Source organism: Streptomyces tailanensis (assembly GCF_008386495.1).
GTDB classification, from domain to species: Bacteria; Actinomycetota; Actinomycetes; order Streptomycetales; family Streptomycetaceae; genus Streptomyces; species Streptomyces tailanensis.
Map to the genome: position 1 here is coordinate 16165 of NZ_VTHJ01000020.1, position 26140 is coordinate 42304.

General features: G+C 70.8%; 24 protein-coding genes and 2 pseudogenes. 11 read left to right on the plus strand and 15 right to left on the minus strand.

All coding sequences use genetic code 11. The features are described 5' to 3' along the window. From F3T56_RS18205 to F3T56_RS18220, 4 genes are all read left to right on the plus strand, one after another. Positions 1-512 (plus strand): YbaK/EbsC family protein (locus tag F3T56_RS18205; protein WP_246203683.1); only part of this gene is annotated, 512 nt, incomplete at its 5' end. Further along, the gene (locus tag F3T56_RS18210; protein WP_149826234.1) at positions 509-1354 is read left to right on the plus strand and encodes a DMT family transporter; all 846 of its coding nucleotides are present in this window, start codon (positions 509-511) and stop codon (positions 1352-1354) included. The genes F3T56_RS18205 and F3T56_RS18210, both read left to right, overlap by 4 nt. Positions 1355-1771: 417 nt before the next feature. Continuing rightward, positions 1772-2047, plus strand: a complete 276-nt coding sequence (locus F3T56_RS18215; RefSeq protein WP_149826235.1) for a DUF1876 domain-containing protein — start codon at positions 1772-1774, stop codon at positions 2045-2047. Between the two features lie 175 nt (positions 2048-2222). After that, positions 2223-3227, plus strand: a complete 1005-nt coding sequence (locus tag F3T56_RS18220) for an AraC family transcriptional regulator (protein WP_149826236.1) — start codon at positions 2223-2225, stop codon at positions 3225-3227. A gap of 273 nt (positions 3228-3500) precedes the next feature. Here F3T56_RS18220 and F3T56_RS18225 read toward each other — a convergent pair whose 3' ends face one another. From F3T56_RS18225 to F3T56_RS18245, 5 genes are all read right to left on the minus strand, one after another. After that, positions 3501-4679 (minus strand): serine hydrolase domain-containing protein, encoded by a 1179-nt coding sequence (locus tag F3T56_RS18225; protein ID WP_172639005.1) that lies wholly within the window; start codon positions 4677-4679, stop codon positions 3501-3503. Positions 4680-4768: 89 nt separating this feature from the next. Beyond that, positions 4769-5245 carry an organic hydroperoxide resistance protein gene (locus tag F3T56_RS18230; RefSeq protein WP_149826238.1) on the minus strand — a complete coding sequence of 159 codons (477 nt, stop codon included), beginning with the start codon at positions 5243-5245 and terminating at the stop codon, positions 4769-4771. Positions 5246-5352: 107 nt separating this feature from the next. Continuing rightward, positions 5353-6144, minus strand: coding sequence for an energy-coupling factor ABC transporter ATP-binding protein (locus F3T56_RS18235; RefSeq protein ID WP_425473588.1), 792 nt, complete (start codon positions 6142-6144; stop codon positions 5353-5355). A gap of 8 nt (positions 6145-6152) precedes the next feature. Next, complete coding sequence (cbiQ, locus tag F3T56_RS18240) at positions 6153-6914, minus strand: cobalt ECF transporter T component CbiQ (protein WP_149826240.1); 762 nt, start codon at positions 6912-6914, stop codon at positions 6153-6155. A gap of 1 nt (position 6915) precedes the next feature. Then, positions 6916-7974, minus strand: a complete 1059-nt coding sequence (locus F3T56_RS18245; protein ID WP_149826241.1) for an energy-coupling factor ABC transporter permease — start codon at positions 7972-7974, stop codon at positions 6916-6918. A 245-nt stretch (positions 7975-8219) separates the two neighbouring features. Between F3T56_RS18245 and F3T56_RS18250 the strand changes: the two genes are divergently transcribed. Together F3T56_RS18250 and F3T56_RS47905 are read left to right on the plus strand one after the other, a co-directional pair. After that, positions 8220-8570 carry an SsgA family sporulation/cell division regulator gene (locus F3T56_RS18250; protein WP_149826242.1) on the plus strand — a complete coding sequence of 117 codons (351 nt, stop codon included), beginning with the start codon at positions 8220-8222 and terminating at the stop codon, positions 8568-8570. A 279-nt stretch (positions 8571-8849) separates the two neighbouring features. Further along, a pseudogene (locus F3T56_RS47905) lies at positions 8850-8912 on the plus strand (hypothetical protein); the annotation flags it as partial. Between the two features lie 186 nt (positions 8913-9098). Here the strand turns inward: F3T56_RS47905 and F3T56_RS18260 are convergent. Then, positions 9099-9956: an intradiol ring-cleavage dioxygenase gene (locus F3T56_RS18260; RefSeq protein WP_149826243.1), complete on the minus strand. Its 858-nt coding sequence runs from the start codon at positions 9954-9956 to the stop codon at positions 9099-9101. 322 nt (positions 9957-10278) lie between these two features. Between F3T56_RS18260 and pdxR the strand changes: the two genes are divergently transcribed. Next, positions 10279-11709, plus strand: coding sequence for a MocR-like pyridoxine biosynthesis transcription factor PdxR (gene pdxR / locus F3T56_RS18265; RefSeq protein ID WP_149826244.1), 1431 nt, complete (start codon positions 10279-10281; stop codon positions 11707-11709). A 19-nt stretch (positions 11710-11728) separates the two neighbouring features. On the opposite strand, the gene F3T56_RS18270 is transcribed toward pdxR, so the two are convergent. Then, entirely contained in the window at positions 11729-11932 is a 204-nt protein-coding gene (locus F3T56_RS18270; RefSeq protein WP_246203685.1) for a hypothetical protein, read from the minus strand. A gap of 137 nt (positions 11933-12069) precedes the next feature. Here F3T56_RS18270 and F3T56_RS18275 point away from each other — a divergent pair. Continuing rightward, a pseudogene (locus tag F3T56_RS18275) lies at positions 12070-12291 on the plus strand (Uma2 family endonuclease); the annotation flags it as partial. A gap of 37 nt (positions 12292-12328) precedes the next feature. On the opposite strand, the gene F3T56_RS18280 reads toward F3T56_RS18275, so the two are convergent. From F3T56_RS18280 to F3T56_RS18290, 3 genes are all read right to left on the minus strand, one after another. Then, positions 12329-13204, minus strand: a complete 876-nt coding sequence (locus F3T56_RS18280; RefSeq protein ID WP_149826245.1) for an LLM class flavin-dependent oxidoreductase — start codon at positions 13202-13204, stop codon at positions 12329-12331. Positions 13205-13341: 137 nt separating this feature from the next. Further along, on the minus strand, positions 13342-15597 hold the full coding sequence (locus F3T56_RS18285; RefSeq protein ID WP_149826246.1) for an MMPL family transporter: 2256 nt from the start codon (positions 15595-15597) through the stop codon (positions 13342-13344). Positions 15598-15785: 188 nt separating this feature from the next. After that, positions 15786-16391: a TetR/AcrR family transcriptional regulator gene (locus F3T56_RS18290; RefSeq protein ID WP_149826247.1), complete on the minus strand. Its 606-nt coding sequence runs from the start codon at positions 16389-16391 to the stop codon at positions 15786-15788. A gap of 231 nt (positions 16392-16622) precedes the next feature. Between F3T56_RS18290 and F3T56_RS18295 the strand changes: the two genes are divergently transcribed. Next, entirely contained in the window at positions 16623-20030 is a 3408-nt protein-coding gene (locus F3T56_RS18295) for a S41 family peptidase (protein ID WP_149826248.1), read from the plus strand. A gap of 85 nt (positions 20031-20115) precedes the next feature. Here the strand turns inward: F3T56_RS18295 and F3T56_RS18300 are convergent, their stop codons facing one another. From F3T56_RS18300 to F3T56_RS18315, 4 genes are all read right to left on the minus strand, one after another. Next, positions 20116-20373 carry a hypothetical protein gene (locus F3T56_RS18300; RefSeq protein WP_149826249.1) on the minus strand — a complete coding sequence of 86 codons (258 nt, stop codon included), beginning with the start codon at positions 20371-20373 and terminating at the stop codon, positions 20116-20118. A 77-nt stretch (positions 20374-20450) separates the two neighbouring features. Next, a complete protein-coding gene (locus F3T56_RS18305) occupies positions 20451-21374 on the minus strand; it encodes an SDR family oxidoreductase (protein ID WP_149826250.1) in 924 nt (307 codons plus the stop codon). Continuing rightward, complete coding sequence (locus F3T56_RS18310) at positions 21371-22318, minus strand: alpha/beta fold hydrolase (RefSeq protein ID WP_149826251.1); 948 nt, start codon at positions 22316-22318, stop codon at positions 21371-21373. The genes F3T56_RS18305 and F3T56_RS18310 overlap by 4 nt, the downstream gene beginning before the upstream one ends. Next, on the minus strand, positions 22315-23904 hold the full coding sequence (locus F3T56_RS18315; RefSeq protein WP_149826252.1) for a flavin-containing monooxygenase: 1590 nt from the start codon (positions 23902-23904) through the stop codon (positions 22315-22317). The genes F3T56_RS18310 and F3T56_RS18315 overlap by 4 nt, the downstream gene beginning before the upstream one ends. 162 nt (positions 23905-24066) lie before the next feature. Here F3T56_RS18315 and F3T56_RS18320 point away from each other — a divergent pair, with 162 nt between their 5' ends. Next, on the plus strand, positions 24067-24750 hold the full coding sequence (locus tag F3T56_RS18320) for a MerR family transcriptional regulator (RefSeq protein ID WP_149826253.1): 684 nt from the start codon (positions 24067-24069) through the stop codon (positions 24748-24750). On the opposite strand, the gene F3T56_RS18325 is transcribed toward F3T56_RS18320, so the two are convergent. Further along, complete coding sequence (locus F3T56_RS18325; RefSeq protein WP_149826331.1) at positions 24738-25532, minus strand: exodeoxyribonuclease III; 795 nt, start codon at positions 25530-25532, stop codon at positions 24738-24740. The two genes, F3T56_RS18320 and F3T56_RS18325, sit on opposite strands and share 13 nt — an antisense overlap. Before the next feature lie 126 nt (positions 25533-25658). On the opposite strand from F3T56_RS18325, the gene F3T56_RS18330 reads away from it, so the two are divergent. Continuing rightward, on the plus strand, positions 25659-26135 hold the full coding sequence (locus F3T56_RS18330; protein WP_149826254.1) for a GNAT family N-acetyltransferase: 477 nt from the start codon (positions 25659-25661) through the stop codon (positions 26133-26135). Positions 26136-26140: the final 5 nt, after the last annotated feature.

Here is a 26140-nt window from a genome sequence, read left to right on the forward strand (position 1 = left end):
CGAACGCCGCGCAGGACACCGAGGGTTCCGGAGCCCACCCCCGTTTCGCCGAGGCACTCGCCACGCTGGGCCTCGCCGAACTGCACGCCGAGATCCGCCGCTTCCCCGAAGCGACCCGCACCGCCGCCGAGGCCGCCGCGGCGCTCGGCTGCGAGCTGAGCGAGATCTGCAAGTCCCTGATCTTCGCCGCGGACGGCGTCCCCGTACTGGTCCTCATGGACGGCGCGTCCAGGGTCGACGTGGAGCTGGTCCGGCAGGAACTGGGCGCCGAGAAGGTCACCCGGGCCAAGGCCGACGTCGTACGGGAGACCACGGGGTACGCCATCGGCGGCGTCCCGCCCTTCGGGCACCGGACCAGGACGCGCGTACTCGCCGACCGTTCCCTGCTCGACCACACCATCGTCTGGGCCGCGGCCGGCACGCCGTACACCGTCTTCCCCATGGACCCCAAGACGCTGATCGCCCACGCCAGCGCCACCCTGGTGGACGTGCGCGAGCAGGGCGGCGCGTGACGCCGCTGGTCACCGTGGCGGTGCTGCTCGCCGCGGTCACCCACGCCAGCTGGAACGCGATAGCCCACAAGATCACGGACAAGCTGGTCGGTTTCACGCTGATATCCGGCGGCGGCGCGCTGATCGGTTTGGCGGCGCTGCCGTTCGTACCGTTCCCGGAGCCCGGCGCGTGGCCGTATCTGATCGCCTCCGTGGTGATCCATCTCGTCTACTACGTGCTGCTGATGACGTCCTTCAAGCTGGGCGACTTCGGCCAGGCGTACCCCCTCGCACGCGGCTCCGCCCCCCTCGTCGTCACCGTCCTCGCCGCCGTCTTCGCGCACGAGGTGCCGGACGGCTGGGCGGCGGCCGGCATTCTGCTGAGCTGCGCCGGGCTGACCGGGGTCGCGCTGTGGGGCCTGCGCGGGAGCCGGCCGCACTGGGCGGCGATCGGGGCGGCGCTGGCCACGGGCCTGTCGATCGCGGCGTACACGGTGGTGGACGGCCTGGGCGTACGGGCCTCGGGGTCCTCGATGAGCTATATCGCCTGGCTGATGGCGCTGGAGGGGCTGGCGATCCCGGCGTACGCGATCTGGCACTGGCGCGGGCAGACCGTCACGCTGCTCCGCCCGTACGCCGGCGTGGGTCTGCTGGGCGCCGCGCTGTCCGTGGCGGCGTACGGCCTGGTGCTGTGGGCCCAGACGAAGGCGGAACTGGCGCCGATCGCGGCGCTGCGGGAGTCGTCGATCATCGTCGGGGCGGCGATCGGGGCGGTGTTCTTCAAGGAACGGTTCGGGACCCCGCGCATGGTGGCGGCGGGGTTGTTGGTGGTGGGGATCGGGCTGATGCTGCGGGCCGGATAGGGGGCCGACCCAAGCTGCCGGTGTCGCCGCCGTACTCCTCTTCGCGGCCGCCTGCGGATCGGGTGACTCCGATTCGTCGTCGTCATCATCCTCGGCCTCGGCTTCGGCCTCCACGTCATCGGGCTCGGGTTCGGGCGGGGGCAAGGCGGCCACGCAGGTGCCGACCGCGACCGAGGCGTTCCTGGCCACCTTGTCGGCCTGGGACTGATCCTGGTCAGCGCCAGTACGACGCTGCAGAGGTTCCGGCGCCCGGGCGACAGCCCGCTCATCCGGCGGCTGCCGACGGTCTCGGCAGCCGTCGTGACCGGCCTGGGCCTGACGATCGCGATCAGCGGAGTCGGTTCTCTGCTGGGCCAGGCCGTGCATCGGCGGGCGTGGAGGGGCACTCTGGAAGCAGCGGTTCCGGAGGTGATCGTCATGATGCACACCGCTGTCGGATGGCATGTCGAGCTGGAATTCCAGGAGGACAATCAGCGCACGCGGGCGGCGGCCCTCGTACGGCTCCCCGACGGGAAAGAGGTACGGGCCAACGGCTACGCCAGCCGCCACCACACCGACCCCAATCAGCCCCGGGTCGGCGAGGAAATAGCAGGAGCCAGGGCCTTGAACGAGCTCGCCATGAAGCTCCTCACCAAGGCCCACGACGAAATAGACGAGGCATCGGGCCGCACGTCGCACCCGATAGCCCTCTGAGTCAGGTCGAACCCGGCCGTCCCAACTGCCCGCCGCCACGCCCCGCGCAGCGGCGGGCAGCCATGCCGCAGACGCAGCGGCACCCGGCTCGCGCCGGTAAGCGAGACCCCGCCCCGACCGGCTTGAGCTCCGGGTGCCCAACTCCCCACGGCAACCCCTGTGGTTGACTACGGCCGTGCTGCACGAGTTGGTCTTCCGGACCGTGGATCTGCCGGTGGCCGACCGGTTCGACGCCTGGTCGGAGCTGATGAGCCGCACGCACGCGCCCATGCTGCTGGCCCCCACGACCCCCGCCCCGGCCGACGGCTACCGCGCCCACCAACGCCTCATCGCCCTCGGTGACGTGACGGTCTGGCCGGCCACCTTCGACCCGATCGTCTTCCGCCGCACCCCGAAGCTGATCCGCCGCTCCGACCCGGAGACCTTCCACCTGTCCCTCCTCCTCCGCGGCGAGGGCGCGGCCAGCTGGGGCAGGGAACAGGTCGCGTACGAGATCCAGGACTTCCACGTCAGCTGTTCGTCGATGGCGTTCGAGGTGCAGACCGGCACCGAACCGGTCACCACGGTCGGGGTGGAGATACCGCGCTCGCTCGTCGCCCTGCCCGCGCACAAGGCGGACCAGGTGATCGGGAGCAGGTTGTCGGGGCGGGAGGGCATCGGGACGCTGCTGGCGCAGTTCCTGATGCAGCTGGCGGCGGACACCGGCCCGTACCGTCCGTCCGACGCCCCCCGTCTCGGCACGGTCGCCGCCGACCTCGTCACCGCGCTCTTCGCCCACGCCGTCGACACCGACCCGCGGCTGCCGCCGGAGGCCCACGGCCGGACCCTGACCCTGAACATCAAGGCGTTCGTACGACGGCACCTGGGCGACCCCGAGCTGACCCCCACGGCCGTCGCCTCCGCGCACCACATCTCACGCAGCTATCTGCACCGCCTCTTCCAGGCCGAGGGGCTCACCGTCGCCGCGTACATCCGTGACCAGCGGCTTCGCAACGCCCACCGCGATCTCACCGACCCGGATCCGGTCCTGCGCGCCACGCCGGTCCATGTGATCGGGGCGCGCTGGGGGTTTCCGCGCGCCGCCGAGTTCAGCAGGGCGTTCCGGGCGGCGTACGGCATACCGCCGAGCGAGGTGCGACGTGGCGCCGCCGTGCGGAGCAGTGGACGCGCTGCCAAGTGACTGTGGACCGGTCGCCAACGACAAAACGGGGATCTTCCGCGCATCCTGGTGACCGCCGCGGAGGGCGGCCGTCCGGATCATCGGGACCGGGCCAGGACACCAGCGGGGGAGCCCTGGGCCGGTCCGGTCGCTCAACCGGACGGTCGCTCTCCGCTCCGCGGGCGGAGCCGGGCGCCTTATAGCTCGGGGACGACTGTGATTTCGCGACTGCGGGCCGTATGTGGTTGCTCGCGCCCACGCGGCGGAGCCGCATATCGATACAGCCCCGCGCCCCTACGGGGCGCGCAGCGCAGCCCGTACCGCCCTCACCAGCGCCTGTGCCCTCGGGTCCGCCGTCACCGTTTTGCGGTAGCCGTTCGTCACATAGCCGAACGCGATGCCGGACTCGGGGTCGGCGAAGCCGAGGGGGCCGCCTCGGCCGGGGTGGCCGAAGGAGCCGGGGCCGAGGAGGGGTGACGCGCTGCCGTGGAGCATGTAGCCGAGGCCGAAGCGGGTGTTGATGACGAGGGTGCGGTCGGGGCCGGCCGACTCCTCCGCACGGGCCGCCTCCATGGTCGCCCTACCGAACAGCCTCACCCCGTCGACCTCCCCGATCAGCGCCGCGTAGAAGCGGGCCAGGCCGTTCGCCGTGGCTATGCCGTTCGCCGCGGGGAGGGCCGACGCGCGGTACGCGGGGTCGTTCTGGTCGGGGAACGGGGTGATCGCGGCGAAGGCGCGGCGGGTGAGGGAGCCGGGGTCGTCGTAGGCCTCGGTGACAACGCGCTTGGCGCGGACCCGCGGCGCCCCGGCGGGCTCGGGCTCCGCCTCCAGACGCCCCGCGCGCCCCACCCGGCCCTCCGCCGCGACGGCCTCCGGCAGGCCCAGCCACAGATCGAGACCCAGCGGGGCGGCGATCTCCGACGCGATCCACTCACCCGTGCCCCGGCCCGTCACGCGTCGCACCAGTTCGTCCAGCATCCAGCCGTACGTCAGCGGGTGGTAGCCGTGGTCGGTGCCCGGCTCCCACGCGGGGGTCTGCGCGGCGACGGCCTCGGGGCCCCGGCGCGGGTCGAGCGCCTCGCCGGGAGTGAGGGGGCGGTCGAGGACCGGGAGCCCGGCCCGGTGGTTCAGCACATGCCTCACCAGCACCCGGTCCTTGCCCTGCGCCTTGAACTCCGGCCAGTACCGGCCCACCGGCGCGTCCAGGTCCAACTCCCCGCGCTCGGCCAGCATCAGCGGTACGGCGGCGGCGACGCCCTTCGTGGCCGAGCGCATGATCTGGGCGGTGCCGTGCCGCCAGGGCCGGCCCCCGTCCCCGTCCACATCCTGGGTGCCGGCCCAGAGGTCGACGACCTTGCGGCCGTGCCGGTGGACGACGACCGCCGCGCCCCGCTCGCCGAGCGTGTCGAAGTTGCGTACGAACGCCTCCCTGACCGGCTCGAAGCCCTCGGCCACCACGCCGTTCACGTCCACGCCCGTACTCCCAGTTCGTTCACCCATCGCCACTTACGGCCATGGGTGCAACGCCCGGCCGAAGCCAAGGATTCCTCAGCCCAGCAGGATCAGCCCAGCAGGATCGAGACGTCGATGTTGTTCCGGGTCGCGTTCGAGTACGGGCAGACCTGGTGGGCCGCGTCCACCAGCTTGGTCGCGATGTCCTGGTCGATGACCGGGAGGGAGACGCTGAGGGCGACCGCGAGGCCGTAGCCGCGCTGCTTGTTGGGGCCGATACCGACCTTGGCGGCGACGGTGGAACCGGTGAGGTCGTAGCCCTCACGGCGGCCCACCAGCACGAGCGCGTTGTGGAAGCAGGAGCTGTACCCGGCGGCGAACAACTGCTCGGGATTGGTGCCGTCACCGTCGCCGCCCAGCTGCGGCGGCATCGCGACCTTGAGGTCGATCTGACCGTCCTGGCTGGTGATGTACCCGTCCCGGCCGCCGTGCGCGGTGGCCTCGGCGACGTACATGATCTTCGTAGGACGAGTGTCGACGGCGGCAGGGTCAGCTGCGGCGGTGTCGGCTGCGGCGTCGTCGGTCATGAACGGCCTCCCCCGTAATCCGGTGCGCACGAATACATCGCGCACAAGGTACCGGCCGGTAGGAACCCTTAAGTTACCCAGGGGTAGTAACCATAGGTAACCCAAGGTCACCGCTCGACGGCCCGGACCGACCGCGGATCGACCGATCGCGGATCGACCGATCGCGGATCGAACCCGAAGGGCAGCTCCAGCCGATGCGCCCGCATCAGCTCGTCGTCGCCCAGCAGCGCGCCGGTCGCCCCGTCGGCCGCGATGACCCCCTCGCTGAGGATCAGCGAACGCGGGCACAGTTCCAGGGCGTACGGCAGGTCGTGCGTGACCATGAGGACGGTGACGTCCAACGACCGCAGGATGTCGGCGAGTTCGCGCCGCGAGGCCGGGTCGAGGTTGGAGGACGGCTCGTCGAGGACGAGGATCTCCGGCTCCATGGCGAGCACGGTGGCCACGGCGACGCGGCGCCGCTGGCCGAAGGAGAGGTGGTGCGGCGGCCGTTCCTTGAACCCGGCCATGCCGACCTGCTCAAGAGCCCTGTCCACGCGGGCCTCCAGCTCGGCGCCCTTCACCCCCGCCGCGGCCGGCCCGAAGGCCACGTCCTCCCGCACGGTCGGCATGAAGAGCTGGTCGTCGGGGTCCTGGAAGACGATGCCGACCTTGCGCCGGATCTCGGCCATGTGCCGCTTGCCGACCGGCAGTCCGGCGACGGTGACCGTCCCGGCGCCGGCGGTGAGGATGCCGTTGAGGTGCAGTACGAGGGTGGTCTTGCCGGCGCCGTTCGGCCCGAGCAGCGCGACCCGCTCGCCCCGGCCGATGCTGAAGTCGACACCGAAGAGGGCCTGGTGGCCGTCGGGGTAGGCGAACGCGAGCCCGGCGACTTCAAGGGACGGGGCAGCAAAGTCCATGGAGGGGGTCACAGGTTCCATCCCAGCAGACATACGACGAGCGCGGCGAACGGGAGGGCGAAGGCGTACGACCACTGCGCCCGGGACGCGGTCACCTCGTCGATGACGGGCATGCTGCCCGCGTACCCCCGGCTGATCATGGCCAGATGGACGCGCTCGCCCCGCTCGTAGGAGCGGATGAACAGCGCCCCGGCGGACTTGGCGAGCACACCCCAGTGCCGTACGCCGCTCGCCTCGAACCCGCGCGACTCCCGCGCGATCCGCATCCGTCGCATCTCATCGGCGATGACGTCCCCGTACCGGATCATGAAGGACGCGATCTGGACGAGCAGCGGCGGGAGTTTGAGCCGTTGCAGGCCCAGCAGGAGTTCCCGCAGTTCGGTGGTGGCGGCGAGGAGGACGGAGGCGGCGACGCCCAGCGTGCCCTTGGCGAGGACGTTCCAGGCGCCCCACAGCCCGCTGACGCTCAGCGACATCCCGAGGACCTCGACGCGCTCGCCCTGTGCCACGAACGGCATGAGCACGGCGAACGCGACGAACGGGATCTCGATCAGCAGCCGTCGCAGCAGAAACCCGGCGGGCACGCGGGCCACGGCCGCGACCACGCCGAGCAGCACGGCGTACAGCCCGAACGCCCACATCGCCTCCCGCGGCGTCGACACCACGACCACCACGAAGGCGAAGACGGCCGCGAGTTTGGTGTGCGGCGGCAGGGCGTGCACGGGCGAGTGCGCGTGCCGGTAGAGCTTGTGGGCGTGGCCGGCGCCCATGTCAGACGTTCTCGGGAACGGAGGTGGGAGAGCAGTCCTCGCCGGTACGCCGCTTGCGTACGGCCCAGAAGACACCGGTCCCGGCGACGATCGTGACGCCGACACCGATCACGCCCGCGAGTCCGCCGGAGAGACGGGAGTTGGTGAGGCCCTCGACGCCGTAGTCGGCGAGCGGGGAGTCGGCGGCGGCGTGGTCCTCGGCCTTGGCGTCGATGCCCTTGTCGGCGGCGACCTTCTCCAGACCGTCCGGGTCGGCGGAGGCGTAGAAACTGACGACACCGGCGAGGAGGAGCGAGACGCCGAGTCCGGCGAGGAGGAACTTGCGGGACGAGCGGGCGGCCACGGCCACTGGCTCCGGCCGGGCGGCGGGCGCGTCGACGAGCTCGCCGTTCACGCGCAGCTTCAGCGGGGCGGTCAGGCCGCGGGCCCCGTACACCAGATCCGGGCGCACGGCGATGACGGCGCCGACGGTGAGGGCGGTGATCGCGGCCTCGCCCATGCCGATGAGGGTGTGGACGCCGACCATGGCGGTGAGAACCGAGCCGATCGGTACGTCGGTGGTGCCGCCGACCGCGTAGACGAGGGTGAAGACGGCGGCCGCGGCGGGCACGGAGAGCAGGGCGGCGATGAAGGCGGAGGCGGTGACGGAGGGCCGCTTCTTCGGCAGCACCTTCACGAGCCCCCGGAAGACGGCGTACGCGACGACGACCGTGACGACCGCCATGACGCTGATGTTCACGCCGAGGGCGGTGAGGCCGCCGTCCGCGAAGAGGATGCCCTGCATCAGCAGCACCACGGACACGCACAGGACCCCTGTATAGGGGCCCACGAGTATCGCGGCCAGCGCCCCGCCGAGCAGATGTCCGCTGGTCCCGGCCGCGACCGGGAAGTTCAGCATCTGCACGGCGAAGATGAACGCGGCGACGAGCCCGGCGAGCGGCGCCGTCCGCTCGTCCAGCTCGCGCCGGGCCCCGCGCAGGCTGACGGCGACCGCACCGGCGGCGACGACTCCGGCGACCGCCGAGACGGGGGCGTTGATGAATCCGTCGGGGACGTGCATACGAGGGCTCGCTTCGGGACGCGGATGGCTGGACGGGACCCAGATGACCGGAACGGCTGGGACCTTACGATGATAGAGCTTTATTGCAACTTCATCGCAAGAGCGTCTCGTAACCGATTAGCGAACAGGTTGCCCCAGGGGCACCACGCGGAAAATATGCGACATTGGACATGAAAGAGGCAGCTGACAGCGGATTCACAGCTTCTGCTTGGGTCACTCAGCGTGAGGACGTGAGGAGCCGACCGATGTCTGTCACCGTCGAGCAGTACGCCCGGGCCCATGTCGTCACCGACTCCCCCGAGAACCGGGACACCGTGCCGGTCCTCCTCCGCTACGACCCCGACGACGCGCCTTCCGCCGTCCACGTCGACCTCCCCGGCCCGCACGAGTGGACCTTCCCCCGCGACCTCCTCGAACGCGGCCTGCGCGCCCCCACCACCGCCGGCCCCGTGAGCATCTGGCCCTGCGGTCGCGTCCAGGCCGTCATGGAGTTCCACTCCGCGCAGGGTGTCGAGGTGATGCAGTTCGACACGAAGGCGCTGCTGCGGTTCCTGCGGCGGACGTATACGGCGACGGGGGCACCGGTGGCGCGCTGAGTGCCGTCCGTGATCGCTGGGCAGGGTCTCCAATGGTGCAGCCATTGGCTTCGGGAAGCCGCGGAAAGCTGATTCCGGATCGGGCGTAACCACGCTGTCACGTATGACCGGGCTGGTGCCCCTGTGGTCCCTCGACCGGATGTGGGTGGTGCGGCACGGGCAGAGCACGGCGAACGCCGGGCGCGCTACGCGCCCGCTCCCCCGAGGAGCCGGGCGCGGCGCGCCCGGCTGGGCGACTGGTACTACCGTCCACCGGGCGGCGAGGCCCTGACCGATGTGGTGCTGCGGGTACGGAACCTCATCACGGAGCTGGACCGGGCCGCCCCCGGACGGCGCGTCCTGCTGGTCGCCCACGACGCGATCGCCGTCGCCGTCCGCCTCGTACTGGCCGGACTGGGCGCGTCGCCCCCCGCCCAGCTGCCCCCCCCGTCCCCAACACCTCGGTCTCGCGCTGGGACAACAACGGGGGACGGCTGCGGCTGGCGCGCTGGGGCGACACGGCGCACCTCGGCTGAGGCCAGGCCCGGGTTACACGGGCACGGTGAGGGTCGCCGTGTAGCCCTTGTCCGTGCTGCCCTCGATGGTGGCGAGCTGCTGGTCGTAGCCGTCGCTGAAGATGTTGTCGGTCTCCAGGGAGAGCTGGCTCAGGTTCTGGACGCTCTGGCTGTAGCCGTCCGTCGCAAACACGGTGTCGCAGACGTCCTTGGGGAAGGCGAGCTGCGAGGTGGCGACGATGTTCTGGGCGGCGGTGGCGTCGTCCAGGCTGCCGTACACCTCGAAGTGGATGTGCGGCCAGCGGCCCGTGTAGCAGGCGGGGAAGATCGACGTGAAGGTGACCTGGCCCTTGTCGTCGGTTTCCTGGACGCCGCGCAGGTAGTTCTCCTCGGTGACGCCCTCGGAGTAGAGGGAGTAGTTGCCCTCCCGGTCGCAGTGCCAGAGGTAGACGGCGGCGCCCTCCTTGGGCGTCTCGCACCCGGAGGCCTGGTCCACGACGGTCAGGGTGATCGTCAGCGGAATGCCCTCGGCGACACCGCTCGCCGAACCGAAGCTCTTCGTGATGTCGCTGCGCACGACACCGCTCTCCTTGAGGACGTTGACGCCGTTCGACCCGTCACCGGGGTACGGCCCGGCCGTCTCGTTCGGAATGGTCTCGCAGGCGGCGTCGGAGGAGCCGGAGGAGGAGGTACCGGAGGAGGACGACGAGGACGAGCTCGACGAGGCGGTGCTCGACTCGTCCGACGAACAGGCCGCCAGCAGCGGGGCCATGCTCGCGCCGGCGAGCAGCCTGATCATGCGGCGGCGGGCGAACATGGGGATGTCGTGGGCGAGCCCACCGTCGATCTCGTGCTCGTGCTCGTGGTGGTGTCCGATGGGTGCTTTGCTCATGATGTCGAACCGCGCTTTCCAAATGTTCCCGTCATGGAATGCGCGTGATGCTATGAGCGCTTCCTGTGCGCTTACCAGGTATCCACCATGGGTCCCTTGTCAACGCATCCGGTACGACCGGCGCGTCCGGCAGCGCCGACAGGGCATCGGACTTGCTGAGCCAGCTGTCGAACACACCGCGGAACAGCGGGTGGTGGTCCTGGGTCGACAGTGAACGCCGCACGGTAGCCATGACATCCCCTTCTCAGGTCTTGTCGCTCGCAGTTCAGGTCCTACCGAACCGAAGCTACTGAGAATTGGCTCGCTGCTACTGTCCAATGTCATGCGGGAATCACAGACCAATCCACCGACCAATCTGGCGGGAGATCTCCTGCTCCACCTGGACGACCGACCCGGCGAAGGACCGCTACCGCTGCACGAGCGGGTGAAGCGGGCGCTGCGCAGGGCGATCAGGGAGGGCCGTATCGAGGTCGGCACCGCCCTCCCGCCCAGCCGGCAACTCGCCGCCGACCTCGGCTGTTCACGCTGGGCGGTGACCGAGGCGTACAGCCAGCTCGTGGCCGAGGGATACCTGGAGGCCCGGACGGGCTCCGCGACCCGCGTGCGCTGGTCGAACACCGCCGAAGCCGACGCCCGACGCCGTACGACACACCCCGCCACCGAGGCCCGCTACGACCTCGCACCGGGCCTGCCGGATCTGCGCGCGTTCCCCCGACGCCGCTGGGCGGACGCCGTCCGCGCGCAGGTGACGACGGCGGCGTTCACGGAGTTCGACTACCCGCCGCCCGGCGGTCATGTCCGCCTCAGACGTCTGCTGGCCGAGTACCTGGCCCGCTCCCGAGACGTCTCCGCAACCGCGCAGGACATAACGATGTGTACGAGCGTGACGGACGGAGTACGACGCATCTGCCACGCCCTGCGCGCTCAGGGCATCACGGCGGTCGGATGCGAGGAACCAGGCTGGACACGCCTACGTGAGGTGATCCGAGCCGCGGGCCTGACTCCGGTCCCCATCCGCACGGACGAAGACGGCCTGCGCACAGACGACCTGGCCGGACACATCGGCCTACGGGCCGTACTGACCACCCCGGCGCACCAGTTCCCCCTCGGCACGGTCCTGGTCCCCGAACGACGCGCCGCCCTGCTGCACTGGGCCCGCCAGGTGGACGGCGTCGTACTGGAGGACGACTACGACGCGGAGTTCCGTTACGACCGCCGCCCGGTCGCAGCGATCCAGGGCATGGACCCGTCCCGGGTCATCCTCTTCAAATCGCTCAGCAAGATCCTCTCCCCCGCGCTCGGCATCGGCTGGATCGTCGCCCCACCCCGCTGGACCAACCACCTCCACGAAACCGACCAGGCGGCGACCCAGCCGTCAACGATCGACCAACTGGCCTTCGCCACGCTGCTGGAATCCGGCGCGTACGACCGCCACCTACGGGCCTGCCGCCGGCGCTACCGCAACCGCCGTGACGCCCTGGTCCAGGCCCTGGCCGCCGAAATGAGCGGCGACATGATCTCCGGCATCGCAGCCGGCCTCCACCTCATCCTCCGCCTGCCCCCGACCGTGAACCCCGCGTCCGTGGTCAGTGCGGCAGCCACCCGCTCCGTACGAGTCGCCGACCTCGCCGCGTACCACGCCACCGACGCCCACACCGACCACGGCCTGGTCCTCGGCTACGGCAACTTGGCCGACGGCATGGTGACCGAGGCGGTACGGCGGCTTCGCGAGGCGATCGAGGAGAGCCGATAGCGCGCGAGGCGCTCCGCGGTCACGACGCAGCCGACAGCATCACGATCAGAAACAGCACGACAGGCGCACCAAGCATCGTGGCCAGGTGGGCGAGCAGGGTCCGGCCCATGCCCAACACCGAGAACAGCACCAGCCCACCCACGAGCCAGTAACCGTAGATCCGGCCGGCGACACCCCAGGCGTCGGCCTCCTCTTCGCGGGTCGTGGGCTCGAGGAACAGCACCCCGACCGCCGTCAGGAGAAGAACCCCGCACAGCAACAGGTCCCCCACCCCCCACGACGACCGCGACCGGTCTGTCCGCTGGGCGGACTATGTCACGCACGGCTGACATACGAGACGAAGTCGGCCCAGGCAGTGGCGGCAAGACCCACGACTACCCCCTGCTCGGCATCCCCATCTACGCGATCTTCGACCCTCGTACCGGTGAAGGCGCCGTCCTCACCGACATCCACCCCACCCCCGACGGCCCCCGCTACGCGACCCGCAAGGACTTTCTCTACGGTGAGGACGTCACCATCGGCGACTGGACGATCCCGACGGATGACCTCCCGCGTTACCCGGACAAGCACAAGACCAAGTAGCACCCACTGGGGGGGAGCCACCCACCCCAGCACCCCCTCAAGCCACCAACCCCCGAACCTCCTCCCCCACAAACCGCACGAACCCCTCCGGGTCCGGTTCATCCCCCGTCGGCTGAAGGATCACCGTGTCCGCGCCGGCCTCGGCCAACCGCTGCACGGCCTTGGCGACAGCGCCCGCGTCCCCGGCGACGCCGAGATCCGGGACGGAGTCCAGCCCCTCGGCCACCAGTTCGGCGCGGAGGCGGGCGGTGGCGTCCGGGCCGGTGGCTGTGAGGAGGTAGACGGCCACCTCGTGCGGGTCGGTACGGTCGGCCGACTCCCGGCCCTCGTCGATGAGTTGGCGTGCCCGGCGGACGCCGTCCGGGGGCGTCCCCGCGTGCAGGATCGTGCCGTCCGCCGCCTCCCCGGTCAGGCGCAACGTACGCGGACCGGTGGCACCGGCGAGTACCGGTACGGCAGCCTCCGGGGGCCAGTCCAAGGCGACGTCGTCCAGCTTGACGTAGCGGCCGTCGACCGAAACCCGCTCGCCGCGCAGCAACGCACGTAGCGCCGCCAGATGTTCGCGGAGCAGCATCAGCGGGGACTCGACCCGCGCTCCGACCTGGCCCATCCAGTCCTGCACGCCATGCCCGACGCCGACGATGGCGCGGCCGCCCGGGAACATGCGGTGGAGGGTGGCCACCTCCATCGCGGTGATGGCGACGTTGCGGAGCGGGACCGGCAGGAGGCCTACGCCGATCCGTACCCGTTCGGTCCAGGCGAGGGCGGCCGCCGCCGTCGAGAGGCCGCCCTCCCTGAAGCAGTCCTCCCACAGCCAGAGTTCTTCCAGGCCTGACTCGTCCGCGAGGCGGGCGACCTCGCGGAGGCGCTCGGGGGGCAGTTGGGGGCGGAACACGGCACCGAGTCCAGTCATGGGGTACTTCCTGTCCGCCGGGCGGGCGGGGCATACACGCCCGCCGGGCAGGAAGTCCCTCACTTCACGCAGGAAGCCGGTGAGGGCTCCCGTCCCCACGGGCCCTCACCGGCTGGTCCTACCCGGAAGCGGTCGCGTCAGGCGCGTACCAGTTCCTCGTCCTTGTCCTCTCCTGCTTCATCGGACTCGTCGGCGTTCTCCGGCGCGTCGTCCTGCGTCCGCAGGCCCTCGCCCTCCACGTCTACGTTCGGCAGGGCGCGGTCCAGCCACTTCGGCAGCCACCAGGCCTTGTCGCCGAGGAGGGCGAGTACGGCGGGGACGATGGCCATGCGGACCACGAACGCGTCGAAGAAGACGGCGATCGCGAGGCCGAAGCCGATCATCTTCACCATCGACTCGCTGGAGGTGATGAAGCCCGCGAAGACCGCCATCATGATGATCGCCGCGGCCGTCACCACGCGGGCGCCGTGCCTGAAGCCGGTCACGACGGCCTGGGTGGGCTTCTCCCCGTGGACGTACGCCTCGCGCATGCGGGTGACGAGGAAGACCTCGTAGTCCATCGCCAGGCCGAAGACGACGCCCACCATGAAGATCGGCATCATCGCCATGATCGGGCCGGTCTCCTCGACGCCGATGACGCCCGACAGCCAGCCCCACTGGAAGACCGCGACGACGGCGCCCAGCGCGGCGAGCACGCTCAGCAGGAAGCCGAGGGCCGCCTTCAGAGGGACCAGGATCGAGCGGAAGACCAGGATGAGGAGGAGGAAGGCAAGGCCGACGACGAGACCCAGGTACGGGATCAGGGCGTCGTTCAACTTCTGCGAGAAGTCGATGTTCATCGCCGTGGTGCCGGTGACCAGCACCTCCGCGTCCGTGTCGGCCTTGATGCCGGCGCCGACGTCACGGATGGAGTGGACCAGGTCCTCGGTCTGGGTCGAGGAGGGCTTGGAGTCCGGGATGACGGTGATGATGAAGGTGTCCCCGGCCTTGTTGGGCGTCGCCGGGGTCACCGTCACGACGTCCTTCAGGCCCTTGATCTCGTCGCCCACCTTGGTGGCGGCCGCCTGCGGGTCGGCGCTGGCGCCGGCGTCGACCACGAGCATCAACGGGCCGTTGAAACCGGGGCCGAAGCCCTCCGACAGGAGGTCGTAGGCGCGGCGCTGGGTGGTGGACGTGGGCTGCGAGCCGTCGTCGGGCAGGCCCAGTTCCAGCGAGGTGGCCGGGACCGCTACGGCGCCGAGGCCGACGATCCCGAGGAGCAGTACGGCGACGGGGCGACGGACGACGAAGCTCGCCCAGCGCGTACCCATGTTGGGCTTGGCCTGCTGTCCCTGGCTCTCCGGGGTCGCGGCCTTCCTGCGGCCGAACCGCTTGCCCTTCGCACCCACCGGCTGGACCTTCTTGCCCGCATAGCCGAGCAGGGCCGGGATCATGGTCAGGGCGATCAGTACGGCGATGACGACCGTGCCCGCCGCCGCGACGCCCATCTTGGTCAGCATCGGGACACCGACGACCGAGAGGCCGGCCAGGGCGATCACGACCGTCAGGCCCGCGAAGACCACCGCGGAGCCCGCCGTGCCGGTGGCCCGTCCGATGGCCTCCTCACGGTCGCGGCCCTCGGCCAGCTCGGCCCGGTAGCGGGAGACGATGAAGAGGGCGTAGTCGATGCCGACCGCGAGGCCGATCATCGCCGCCAGCGTGGACGTGGTGGAGCCCAGATCCAGGGCGTTGGCGAGGGCGGTGATGGTGGCGACGCCGATGCCCACGCCGATGATCGCCGTCAGCAGCGGCAGTCCGGCCGCGACCAGCGAGCCCAGGGTGATCACGAGGACGACCGCGGCGATGGCGATACCGATGATCTCGCCGACCCCGGCCTCCGCGGCCGCCTGCAGCGCATCACCGCCGACGTCGACGGTCAGCCCGTCGTCCCGCGCGTGCTGCGCCGCCTCGTTCAGGGCCTCCCGCGACGACTCCTTCAGCTCCATGCCGGGGACGTCGTAGCTCACCTGCAGGTAGGCGACCGTGCCGTCCTGGGAGACGGCCTGGCTCTGGTACGGGTCGGTGACGGAGGCGACCTCGGAGCCGGTGCCCAGCTCCTTGACGGTCTCCTCGACGCTCGCCTTGTTGGCGGCGTCCGTCATCTTCTCGCCCTCGGGGGCCTTGAAGACGACCCGGGCGGTGCCGCCGTCGGCGCTCATGCCGGGGAAGCGCTCGTCCAGCAGGTCGAAGGCCCTCTGCGCCTCGGTGCCGGGGATGGAGAAGGAGGTCGAGCCCGCGGAGGGCGCGGTGGCGGCGCCGACGCCCGCGAGCGTCAGCAGAGCCACCCAGAGGAGGGCGACGAAGCGTCGTCGCCGGAAGGCGAGACGGCCCAGTTTGTAGAGGAATGTGGCCACGGGGCGTACTCCCGTTCAGGTCGTGGACGTGCAGGAGGGCAGGACGGATCAGCCCATGCCAAAGGCGGGGATGGGAAAGAGAGGCAGGGGTGATCAGCCCGACGACGATGGGGGGTCCCCCCGGCCCGAGCGGAGCCGAGGGCTGGGGGAGGTGGCGTCAGGTGGGATTTCTTGCCAACTGCGGGGATTTACCGGGTGGTTGACACGCCGAGGGCAGGGAGGACCACGGCGTCGAGGTACGAACGGAGGAAGCTCTGCGTCGGCGGCTGATCGTCGATCATGCCCCGTGCGACGAAGGCACCGACGAACATGTGCAGCACATACTCGACGGCGGGGTTGTCCGGACGGACCTCACCCCGGTCGACGGCGCGCTGCACCACGCGGCGGAGCTCCGCCATCTCCGGCTCGATGATCAACTCACGGAAGGCCTTCAGCAGGTCGGGATTTCCGTGGACCGCCATGGCCAGACCCCGCATCAGCGCGTTGTTCTGTTCCATGGCGCACTCATCGGTACCACTCACCAGAGTGTGCAGATCACCCCGCAGGGATCCGGTGTCGACATCGGCGATGTTGGTGTGCGGCTTGTTGGCCCGCATCGCCTTCGCCACCAGCTCGGCCTTGCCGCCCCACTGGCGGTAGAGCGTGGCCTTGCTGGACCGGGTGCGTGCGGCCACGGCGTCCATGGTCAGGGCGTCGTAGCCGACCTCCCGGAGCAGGTCGAGGACGGCCGCGTAGAGCTCGGCCTCGCGCTCGGGCGTAAGTCGACTGCGGCGCACCGTCGCGGTCTCAGTCATCCCACTCCCCTTACTCCGGCTGCACGTTCGAGACGACAAGGCTACCGGCCGCGCGCACAAAGGCACGGGCCTAACAACCCCGCATCGCGAACGAAACGGTTTCGTACGCTTACGAAGATACCCCGAGACTCAAGAAAACGAAACCGTTTCGTACGTGCGCCGGGTCACGTGGGCTGAGTGCTCTGTGTCGCACAAGTTGCCGCGTGCCCCCACCCGGAAAAGCATGGGGAGGTGAGCGACGCCTACGAGAACACGGCCGGAACCCCCGGCTACCTCCGCTTCCCCCACCTCAGCGGCGACCTCCTCTGCTTCGTCGCCGAGGACGACCTCTGGCTGACCCGGCTCGACGGCTCGGACCGCGCCTGGCGGCTCACCGCCGACCGTACGAAGGCCGCCACGCCGCGCTTCTCGCCCGACGGCCGCGAGATCGCGTACACGAGCTGGCGCAGCATCGTCCCGGAGATCCATCTGGCGCCGGTGGACGGCGGCCGCCCCGCCCGCCGGCTCACCCACTGGGGCAGCCCCGACACGGCGGTCCGCGGCTGGGCCCCGCCCGACGAGCAGGGCCACTCGCACATCCTGGCCGTCGCCTCCCACGGCGAGCCCTTCTCGCACTTCACCTGGGCGTACAAGGTCCGCCCCGACGGCGACCCCGGCCGCAAGCTCCCCTGGGGCCCGGTCTCCGACATCCAGGTCGCCGAGATCGACGGCGAACGCAAGACCCTGCTCCTCACCGGCACCCCACCCCACGAACCGGCCTCCTGGAAGCGCTACCGGGGTGGCGCCATGGGCCGCCTCTGGCTGCACGGCGAGCGGCTGCTGGCCGACCTCGGCGGCCACCTCCACTCCCCCATGTTCGTGGGCGGCCGTATCGCCTTCCTCTCCGACCACGACGGCGTCGGCAACCTCTACTCCTGCGCGTACGACGGCTCCGACCTGCGCCGCCACACCGACCACGACGCTTTCTACGCCCGGCACGCGGCAAGCGACGGCACCCGCGTGGTGTACCAGTGCGCGGGCGACCTGTGGATCGTGGACGACCTCTCCCAGGTCTCCCTCCCCCGCCGCCTCGACGTACGGCTCGGCGGGTCGCGCACCGGCCGACGGCCGTACCAGGTACCGGCCGCGCAGCACGTCGACGGCATCTCGGTCGACGACACGGGCCGGGCGAGCGCGGTCGTCGTACACGGCAGCCTGTACTGGCTGACCCACCGCGACGGCCCCGCCCGGACCCTCACCGACACTCCCGGGGTACGCGTCCGGCTGCCCGAGATGCTCGGTTCCGGCGGCCAGGTGGCGTACGTGACCGACGCGGACGGCGAGGACGCGATCGAGATCGCCCACCTCCCCCGGGCCACCGGCGCCCGCCCACCCCGCCGCCTCGCCTCCGGCCTGCTGGGCCGGGTACTGGAAATGGTCGCGGACCCGCGGGGCGAACGCCTCGCCATCGCCTCGAACGACGGCCGCCTGCTCATTGTCGAGGTGCCGCAGGAGCCGGGCGAAGAACCCGACGAAGAACCGAAGGAAGAAGCGGGCGAAGAGGAAGGCACCGAAACGGACAAGGGACCGAACGACGCTGAAGTCCCCCAAGTCACCGAAGTCACCGAAGTCACCGAAGCCACCGAAGCCACCGAAGCCACCGAACTCATCACCTCCATCAACGGCCCCGTCCGCGACCTCGCCTTCTCCCCGGACGGCGCCTGGCTGACCTGGTCGCACCCGGGCATCGGCCGCACGCTCCGCCAGATCAAGATGGCGCGGATGAAGGACCGTTACATCGTCGACGTCACCAACGGCCGCTTCGAGGACGAGAACCCGGTGTTCACCAGCGACGGCCGCTACCTCGCCTTCCTCTCCTGGCGCGGCTTCGACCCGGTGTACGACGTCCACACGGGCGACCTCTCCTTCCCGCTCGGCTGCCGCCCGTACCTGGTCCCGCTCTCCTCGGCCACCCCCTCCCCCTTCGCCCTGAACCCGGACGGCCGCCCGGTGGCCGGGGGCATGGACCCGACGGAGGAGGAGGACACCGGTGGCGCGGTGACGGTCGAGATCGAGGGCCTGGAGAACCGCGTCACCCCCTTCCCGGTCACCGCCTCCAAGTACTCGGCGCTGCATCCGGTCGCGGGCGGCGGTCTGGTCTGGCTGCGCTGGCCGATCTCGGGCGCGCTGGGCGAGACCTTCGCCAATCCGGACGACCTGACGGGCCGCCCGACCCTCGAATACTTCAACATCACCAAGGCGAAGAGGTCCGAACTGGTCGGCCATCTCGACTGGTTCGCGGTCAGCGGCGACGGTTCACGCCTCGTGGTCGTCGACGAGGGCGACCTGCGAGCCGTCCCCTCCACCGAGTCCGGCGACGGCGACACGACCGTCTGGATCGACCTGCGCCGCATCCTGCACGAGGTCGACCCGGCGGCGGAGTGGCGCCAGTCGTACGCGGAGGCCGGCCGCCTGATCCGCGCGTACTTCTGGGACCCGGGCATGAGCGGCATCGACTGGGACGGCGTCCTCGACCAGTACCGCCCGCTGGTGGAACGGGTGGCGTCCCCCGACGAGTTCGCGGACCTGCTCCGCGAGGTCCTCGGCGAACTGGGCACCTCCCACGCGTACGTCTCCCCCGCGCGCCGCAACGAGGGCCCGCCCCACTACCAGCGCCGCCAGGGCCTGCTGGGCGCCAACTTCGTCCACAGGGACGAGGGTTGGATGATCCGCCGCATCCTCCCCGGCGACTCCTCCGACTCCAAGGCCCGCTCACCGCTGGCCGGCACGGGAATCAGGGAGGGCGCGGTGCTGACCCATGTCGACGGCCGCCCCGTGGACCCGACGACGGGGCCGTATCCGCTCCTCGCGGGCGCGGGCGGTCTGACGGTGGAGCTGACGTTCGAACCCCCGGAGGGCGAAGGCGGTTCCCGTCGCGTCGCCGTCTCCCCCCTCCTCGACGAACGCCCCCTGCGCTACCAGGACTGGGTGGCCAAACGCCGCGAAGTCGTACGCGAGCTGAGCGGCGGCCACTGCGGCTACCTCCACATCCCCGACATGGGCGGCTCGGGCTGGGCCCAGTTCAACCGCGACCTGCGCATGGAGGTGTCTCGTCCCGCCCTGATCGTCGATGTACGCGGCAACGCGGGCGGCCACATCAGCGAACTGGTCGTGGAGAAACTCACCCGCACGATCCTCGGCTGGGACCTCACCCGCAACGCCCAGCCGGTGTCGTACGCCTCCAGCGCCCCTCGTGGCCCGGTCGTCGCCCTGACCGACGAGGCGACGTCATCGGACGGCGACATGATCACGGCAGCCTTCAAACTCCTCAAGCTCGGCCCGGTGGTGGGCCTGCGCACCTGGGGCGGAGTCGTCGGCATGACCGGCCGCCACCAACTCGGCGACGGCACCGTCATCACAGTCCCCATGAACGCCGCCTGGTTCGACGCCTACGGCTGGTCCATCGAAAACCAGGGCGTAACCCCCGACCTGGAAATCGACCGCACCCCCCTGGACTGGGCAGAAGGCCGCCACCCCCAACTCCAAGCAGCGGTGACCTTGGCAATGAACCTCCTGGCAACCACCCCAGCGGCCACACCCCCCGACTACACAAACGTCCCAACCCGAACCCGCCCGAAGCTCCCACCCAGGGCGCGCTAAAAACAGGGGCTCGCATCCAGACAAGAGTGGGGCACCCTCACAATCAAAGGGCACCCCACTCCACAACTACCGCGGCGCAGCCGACTTAAATGTCGTAGTCCTGCGCCAACCGCTCCTCCGCCTCCCGCTGCTCCCGCTCAGTCTCGGTCTCCGGCCGCCGCCGCTCCCCACCCTGCCGCTGCCGCTCCCGCTCCCGCTCCTCCCGGGATCGCCGCTCCTCCGGGGACCGCCCACGCGACTCCTCGGGCGACTGCCCAGACTTCCCGCCCTGCCCGGCCTTCCGCTTCGCCTGCTGTTGCCGAAGCTGCTCGGCCTTGTCCTGGAACTGATCCTTCATGCCCATGCGATTTCACTCCCGTACTGGGTGAGGGGATCGGGCCTCAACCAGACAAACACGAGCAAACTACACACGCACGTCGATCACTCACGCTCAGTCACAGCAGCCGCAGTAGCAACAGCAGCCCCAGTGATCCCCCGCTCCCGCTCATCCGCGGCCCCACCGGCCCCCACAAGCCCCGTACGCACCCCACTCAACCGCCCCTCGACCCGCCGCACTTCCCGCGGCGCGAACGTCCCGATGAGCCCCGGCAGATACCCCCGCACGCCCTGCATCCCCCGCAGCCACCACTGCCCGTACACATGCCCGGCCCGCCGCTCGATCCCGGCGACGAGCCGGTCGACGGCCGGCCCCAGCGGATACGTCTTCCCCGCGGGCCCGGGCAACCGCTGCCGCAACACCCGCATCCCGTCGTCCTGATCGGCCCCGCGCACCATGTCCGTGTCGGTCCAGGACAGATACCCAACCCCGACCGCGACCCCCTTGTGCCCGACCTCGGCCCGCAGGCAGTGCGCGTACGCCTCGACGCCCGACTTGGACGCGCAGTACGCGGTCATCATCGGCGCCGGCGTGATCGCGGCGAGGGAGGCGATCTGCAGCAGATACCCCCGGCTCTCGATCAGCGCCGGCAGGAACACCCTCCCCGTCACCGCGGACCCAACGAGGTTGACCTCGATCACGCGCCGCCAGGCGTCCGGATCGGAGTCCACGAGCGGACCACCCACCGCCACACCGGCGTTGGCGACGACGATGTCGACCCGCCCGAAGCGCTCCTTGACCTCCTCGGCGACCCGGGCCATGGCCTCGTGGTCGGTGACGTCGGCGTGCCAGTACGCGCTCTCGCCGTACAACCGCTCCGACACCCGCCCCAGTTCGTCCGGCTCCAGCCCGACGAGCGCGACCTTCACCCCCCGCACGGAGAGCTTCCGGGCGAGGAGTTCCCCGACGCCCCGCGCGGCCCCGGTGACGACCGCGACCCGCCCTTCCAGAACGTTGCCCCTGCTCATGCCCCCGCCTCCTCCAACTCGTCCCACAACCCGTCCGGTTCGACGCGTACGTACGCCGCCGCGAGCGCCCGTATCCGCGCGGTGACCGCGTCCGGCGCCTCCACCGGCGCCATGTGCCCAACACCCGTGAGCTCGGTCACCCCCACGCAGTCCGGCAGCGCGGCGGCCAGCGCCCGCGCGTGCACGGGCGGCGTCATCCGGTCCGCCGTGCCGACGACGACGGCCGTGGGCACCGTCAACTCCCGTACGCCGTGGTCGAGATCGAGCGAGTCGAGGACGTGCGACCAGGCGTACCGTACCCGCGTGGGACACGCGTGTACGATCCGCGCGCACGCCTCGACCATCGCCGGCGCCGAACCGGGGCCCATGGTCGCGTACTTGAGGATCCGCCGGGCGATCGGCGTGACCGGCCCGAGCGGCGCCCGCGAACCGAGGATCTTCCGGGTGAGCCAGGTGCGGGCCCGTCCGGGCCGCCCGGGTACGACGAGCGCCTCGGCGACCAGCCGCGAACTGCCCGTGCTGCACAGCAGTACCGCCGCCGCGTGCTCCCGGAAGCCCGCCCGCGCCGAGGCCGCCATCAACGTCATCCCGCCCATGGAGTGCCCGGCCAGCACCGCCTTCTCGCCCGGCGCGAGCGTCGCCGCGAGCACCGCCTCCAGGTCGTCGGCGAGGGCGTCCGTGGTACACGCGGCGGAGGCGGGGCTGCGTCCGTGGCCGCGCTGGTCGTAGGCGATGACCCGGTGATCGACGGCGAGGTCCCGTATCTGCGCCGCCCAGTAGGCGGTCGAACAGGTCCAGCCGTGCGCGAGCACCACAGTGGGTGAACCCTCGGCCCCATGCACCTCGACGTGCAGCCGGGCCCCGTCGGCGGACACGGCCGTCAACTCCCGTACGGGGACGGGCGGGGCGTACGGGCCCTGCTTCACATGCATCAGTCGGGTCACGCTCCGGCCTCCACCTTGTCGGTCGTACGGGACTTGTCAGCGGCCGTCGCTGCCTGAGCACTCGCCGCCCGGAGCACCCGGTACTCACTCAGATCGACGCGCCGTGTGGCGCCGCGGAACTCCGTGGTCGTCCCCGGCCAGACGGTCGTGTTGCGGCCGTGCGCGTCGAGGTACCAGCTGGTGCAGCCGCCGGTGTTCCAGACCGTACGCTTCATCCGCTCCTGGACCCGGTGGTTCCAGGCGCGTACGGCCTCGGGGCGGGCGTCGAGCGCGACGCGGCCGCCGAGGACGTCCAACTGCCGTACGAAGTCGGCCATGTACGTGAGCTGGGCCTCGATGATCAGGATCATGCTGGAGTTCCCGAGGCCGGTGTTGGGCCCGATGATCGTCATCCAGTTCGGGAAGCCGGTGACGCAGGCCCCGCGCAGCGCCTTCGTTCCGCTGTCCGTCCAGGCCTGCGCGAGTGTCCTGCCCTCGGCGCCCACGACCCGGTCGGCGATGGGCATGTCGGTGACATGGAAGCCGGTGCCGAAGACGATCGCGTCGGCCTCCGCCGTGCTCCCATCGGCGGCGACGAGCGTGGAGCCGTCGACCCTGGCCAGCCCCGAGGCGACCACGTCGACGTTCGGCCTGGTGAGCGCCGGGTAGTACGTGTTGGACAGCAGGATCCGCTTGCAGCCGATGCGGTAGTCGGGCGTGAGCCTGGCCCGCAGCGCCGGGTCCTCGACGGCCCGGGCCATGTGCCGCTTGGCCAGCCCTTCCAGCAGGCCCAGCTCGCCCGGGTGCTTGGTGAAGGCCTGGACCTGCAACTCCCGGATGCCCCACAGCAGTCCGCGCCGGGCCTTCGCGGTGACGGGCAGCCGCCGGTGCAGCCACCGCTCGACGCCGCTGATGTCCCGGTCGACGCGCGGCAGCACCCACGGCGGGGTCCGCTGGAAGAGGGTCAGCCGGCCGACCTCGGGCTGGATCGCCGGCACGATCTGGATCGCCGACGCCCCCGTACCGATCATCGCGACCCGCTTGCCGCGCAGATCGTAGCCGTGGTCCCAGCGGGCGGAGTGGAACACCTTGCCGGGGAAGGAGTCGAGCCCCGGCAGCTCGGCCGGGATCCTCGGATCGGAGAGCGGCCCGGTGGCGGAGACGACGAAGTCGGCGCTCAGCCGCCCGCCGCTGGTCTCGATCTCCCAGCACAGTCGCTCCCCGTCCCAGGTCATCCGCTTGACCTCGGAGTGCAGACGGATGTGCGGCCGGAGCCGGAAGGTGTCCGCCACCTGCTCCAGATACGCCCGGATGTGCGCCTGCCCGGAGAAGGTGCGCGGCCAGTCGGGGTGGGGCGCGAAGGAGAACGAGTAGAGATGGGACGGCACATCACAGGCACAGCCCGGGTACGCGTTGTCCCGCCAGGTGCCGCCGACGGAACCGGCCCGCTCCAGGACGACGAAGTCGGTGATCCCTTCACGCCGCAGCCGTACGGCCGCCCCGAGCCCGCCGAAGCCGGCCCCGATCACCGCCACCCGCACACGCTCGCGTTCGGGTACGCCCCCAGGCCCCTGTGCACCCTCGGGCTCCTGCTCGCGTCCGGTCATCCCGGCACCTCCACGCCTCATCGCGCCGATCGGTCGTACCACGGTCGCACCTCATGTCCACGCCAGTAATCACTGGCGCAGTGGGAGCGTAGGGCAGGACCGTACCGATGGGTAGGGGGCGGGGAGACTGAAGTTACCGGCGGTACAACATAGGCTTCCGCCGTGGCAGAAGACGGCGAGCGACGCGAGTACCGCATGGAGGAGCTGGCCAGGGAGGCCGGCATCACCGTACGCACCCTGCGCTTCTACCGGGAGCGCAAACTGATCCCGCCGCCCCGCCGCGAGGGCCGTATCGCCTGGTACGACGACACACACCTGGCCCGCCTCCGTACGATCTCGGCCCTCCTGGAACGCGGCCACACCCTCAGCGGCATCGCCGAACTGGCCGAGGCCTTCGACCACGGCCGCGACGTGGGCGAGCTGCTGGGCCTCGGCGCCCCCACAGAGGAGACTCCGGTCCGCCTCACCCCCGAGGCACTCGCCGACCACTTCGGCGACCAGGCGACCTCGGAGAACCTCGCCACCGCCCTCGACCTCGGCTACCTCGCCACCGACGGCGGCGACATCATCCACATCAGCCGCCGCCTGCTGGACGCCTCGGCCGCCCTCGTCCGCGAGGGCATCCCCCTCGCGGACGTCCTGTCGGCCGGCCGCCGCGTACGCGAACACGCCGACGCCCTGGCGGAGTTGTTCACCGATCTGATCCTCGCCCAGGGCGGACGCACGACGGAGGACCTGCGGCGATTGCGTCCGCTCGCGAAGAGCGTCGCGGAGGCGGAGCTGTCGCTGGCCTTGGACCGCCGCCTGTCGAAGGCCCTGGACCGCCGTCTGGATCAGAGGTCGTAGACGACGGTCACCGGCGCATGGTCCGACCACCGCTCCGCGTGCGTGGCCGCCCGCTCCACGAACCCCTTGACCGCCTTGCCGGCCAGCCCGGCCGTGGCGACCTCGTAGTCGATGCGCCATCCACTGTCATTGTCGAAGGCCCGCCCGCGGTAGGACCACCATGTGTAGGGCCCCTCGACATCGGGATGCAGGGCGCGCATGACATCGACGTACGCCCCGTCCGCCGCGTCGAAGACCTGCCCCAGCCACTCCCGCTCCTCCGGCAGGAACCCGGAGTTCTTGACGTTCCCCCGCCAGTTCTTGAGGTCGGCCTCGCGGTGGGCGATGTTCCAGTCGCCGCACACGACGACCTCACGCCCGTCGGCGGCGGCCCGCTCCCGCAGCCCCTTGAGATAGGGGAGGAACTCCGCCATGAACCGGGCCTTCTCGTCCTGCCGCTCGGTCCCGACCTCACCGGAGGGCAGATAGAGGCTGGCCACGGTCACCCCGGGCAGATCGACCTCGACGTACCGTCCGCTGCCGTCGAACTCGGCCGACCCGAAGCCGACCTGGATCCGGTCGGGTTCGCGGCGGCTGTACAGCGACACGCCCGCGCGCCCCTTGGCGGCGGCCGGAGCGTGCACGACATGCCATCCGTCGGGCTGCCGCACCCCCTCGGGCAGCTGCTGCGGTTCGGCCCGCACCTCCTGCAGGCAGAGCACGTCCGCGGAGGTCTCGGCGAGCCACTCCACGAAGCCCTTCTTCGCGGCGGCACGCAGCCCGTTCACATTCACCGTGGTCACAGTCAGCACCAGGGCACGATACCGACACCTTGGACGCACCTTGGACAGTGTCCAGATTCCGACGAAGATCACACCGGATCACACCAGGACCACGTCAGGAATACGCATAGAAGTACGATTCAGCACATGCTCATCCGTCCCGTGCCCTTCGACCACCCCGACGCCGTCAAGCTGGACGACGAGGTCCAGGCCGAGTACCAGGTCCGCTACGGCGACGGCGGCGACGCCACCTTCGTGGACCCCGCGCACTTCGCCCCGCCGGCCGGGCTGTACCTGATCGCGTACGACGAGCACGGCCGGCCGCTCGCCACGGGTGGCTGGCGCTCCCAGGAGGCCAACGACGAGGGCTATCTGGACGGGGACGCCGAGCTCAAGCGCATGTACGTCATCCCCGAGGCCCGCGGCCTGGGCCTGGCCCGCCGCATCCTCGCCCGACTGGAGTCGGACGCCCGCACGGTCGGCCGTACCCGCATGGTCCTCGAAACCGGCTCCAAGCAACCCGAGGCCGTCGCCCTCTACACCTCCAGCGGCTACGAACCCTGCGCCAAGTTCGGCTACTACCGCTTCCACGAACTGAGCCTGTGCTTCGCGAAGCCGCTCTGACCCCG

Coding starts and splice junctions, on each gene's coding strand:
- F3T56_RS18290 (WP_149826247.1), bottom strand. CDS start 16,391: ATGACTGAGACCGCGACGGTGCGCCGCAGTCGACTTACGCCCGAGCGC.
- F3T56_RS18245 (WP_149826241.1), bottom strand. CDS start 7,974: ATGCACGTCCCCGACGGATTCATCAACGCCCCCGTCTCGGCGGTCGCC.
- F3T56_RS18260 (WP_149826243.1), bottom strand. CDS start 9,956: ATGAGCAAAGCACCCATCGGACACCACCACGAGCACGAGCACGAGATC.
- pdxR (WP_149826244.1), top strand. CDS start 10,279: ATGCGGGAATCACAGACCAATCCACCGACCAATCTGGCGGGAGATCTC.
- F3T56_RS18230 (WP_149826238.1), bottom strand. CDS start 5,245: ATGACCGACGACGCCGCAGCCGACACCGCCGCAGCTGACCCTGCCGCC.
- cbiQ (WP_149826240.1), bottom strand. CDS start 6,914: ATGGGCGCCGGCCACGCCCACAAGCTCTACCGGCACGCGCACTCGCCC.
- F3T56_RS18315 (WP_149826252.1), bottom strand. CDS start 23,904: ATGACCGGACGCGAGCAGGAGCCCGAGGGTGCACAGGGGCCTGGGGGC.
- F3T56_RS18235 (WP_425473588.1), bottom strand. CDS start 6,144: ATGGACTTTGCTGCCCCGTCCCTTGAAGTCGCCGGGCTCGCGTTCGCC.
- F3T56_RS18300 (WP_149826249.1), bottom strand. CDS start 20,373: ATGGGCATGAAGGATCAGTTCCAGGACAAGGCCGAGCAGCTTCGGCAA.
- F3T56_RS18215 (WP_149826235.1), top strand. CDS start 1,772: ATGATGCACACCGCTGTCGGATGGCATGTCGAGCTGGAATTCCAGGAG.
- F3T56_RS18280 (WP_149826245.1), bottom strand. CDS start 13,204: ATGACTGGACTCGGTGCCGTGTTCCGCCCCCAACTGCCCCCCGAGCGC.
- F3T56_RS18250 (WP_149826242.1), top strand. CDS start 8,220: ATGTCTGTCACCGTCGAGCAGTACGCCCGGGCCCATGTCGTCACCGAC.
- F3T56_RS18305 (WP_149826250.1), bottom strand. CDS start 21,374: ATGAGCAGGGGCAACGTTCTGGAAGGGCGGGTCGCGGTCGTCACCGGG.
- F3T56_RS18330 (WP_149826254.1), top strand. CDS start 25,659: ATGCTCATCCGTCCCGTGCCCTTCGACCACCCCGACGCCGTCAAGCTG.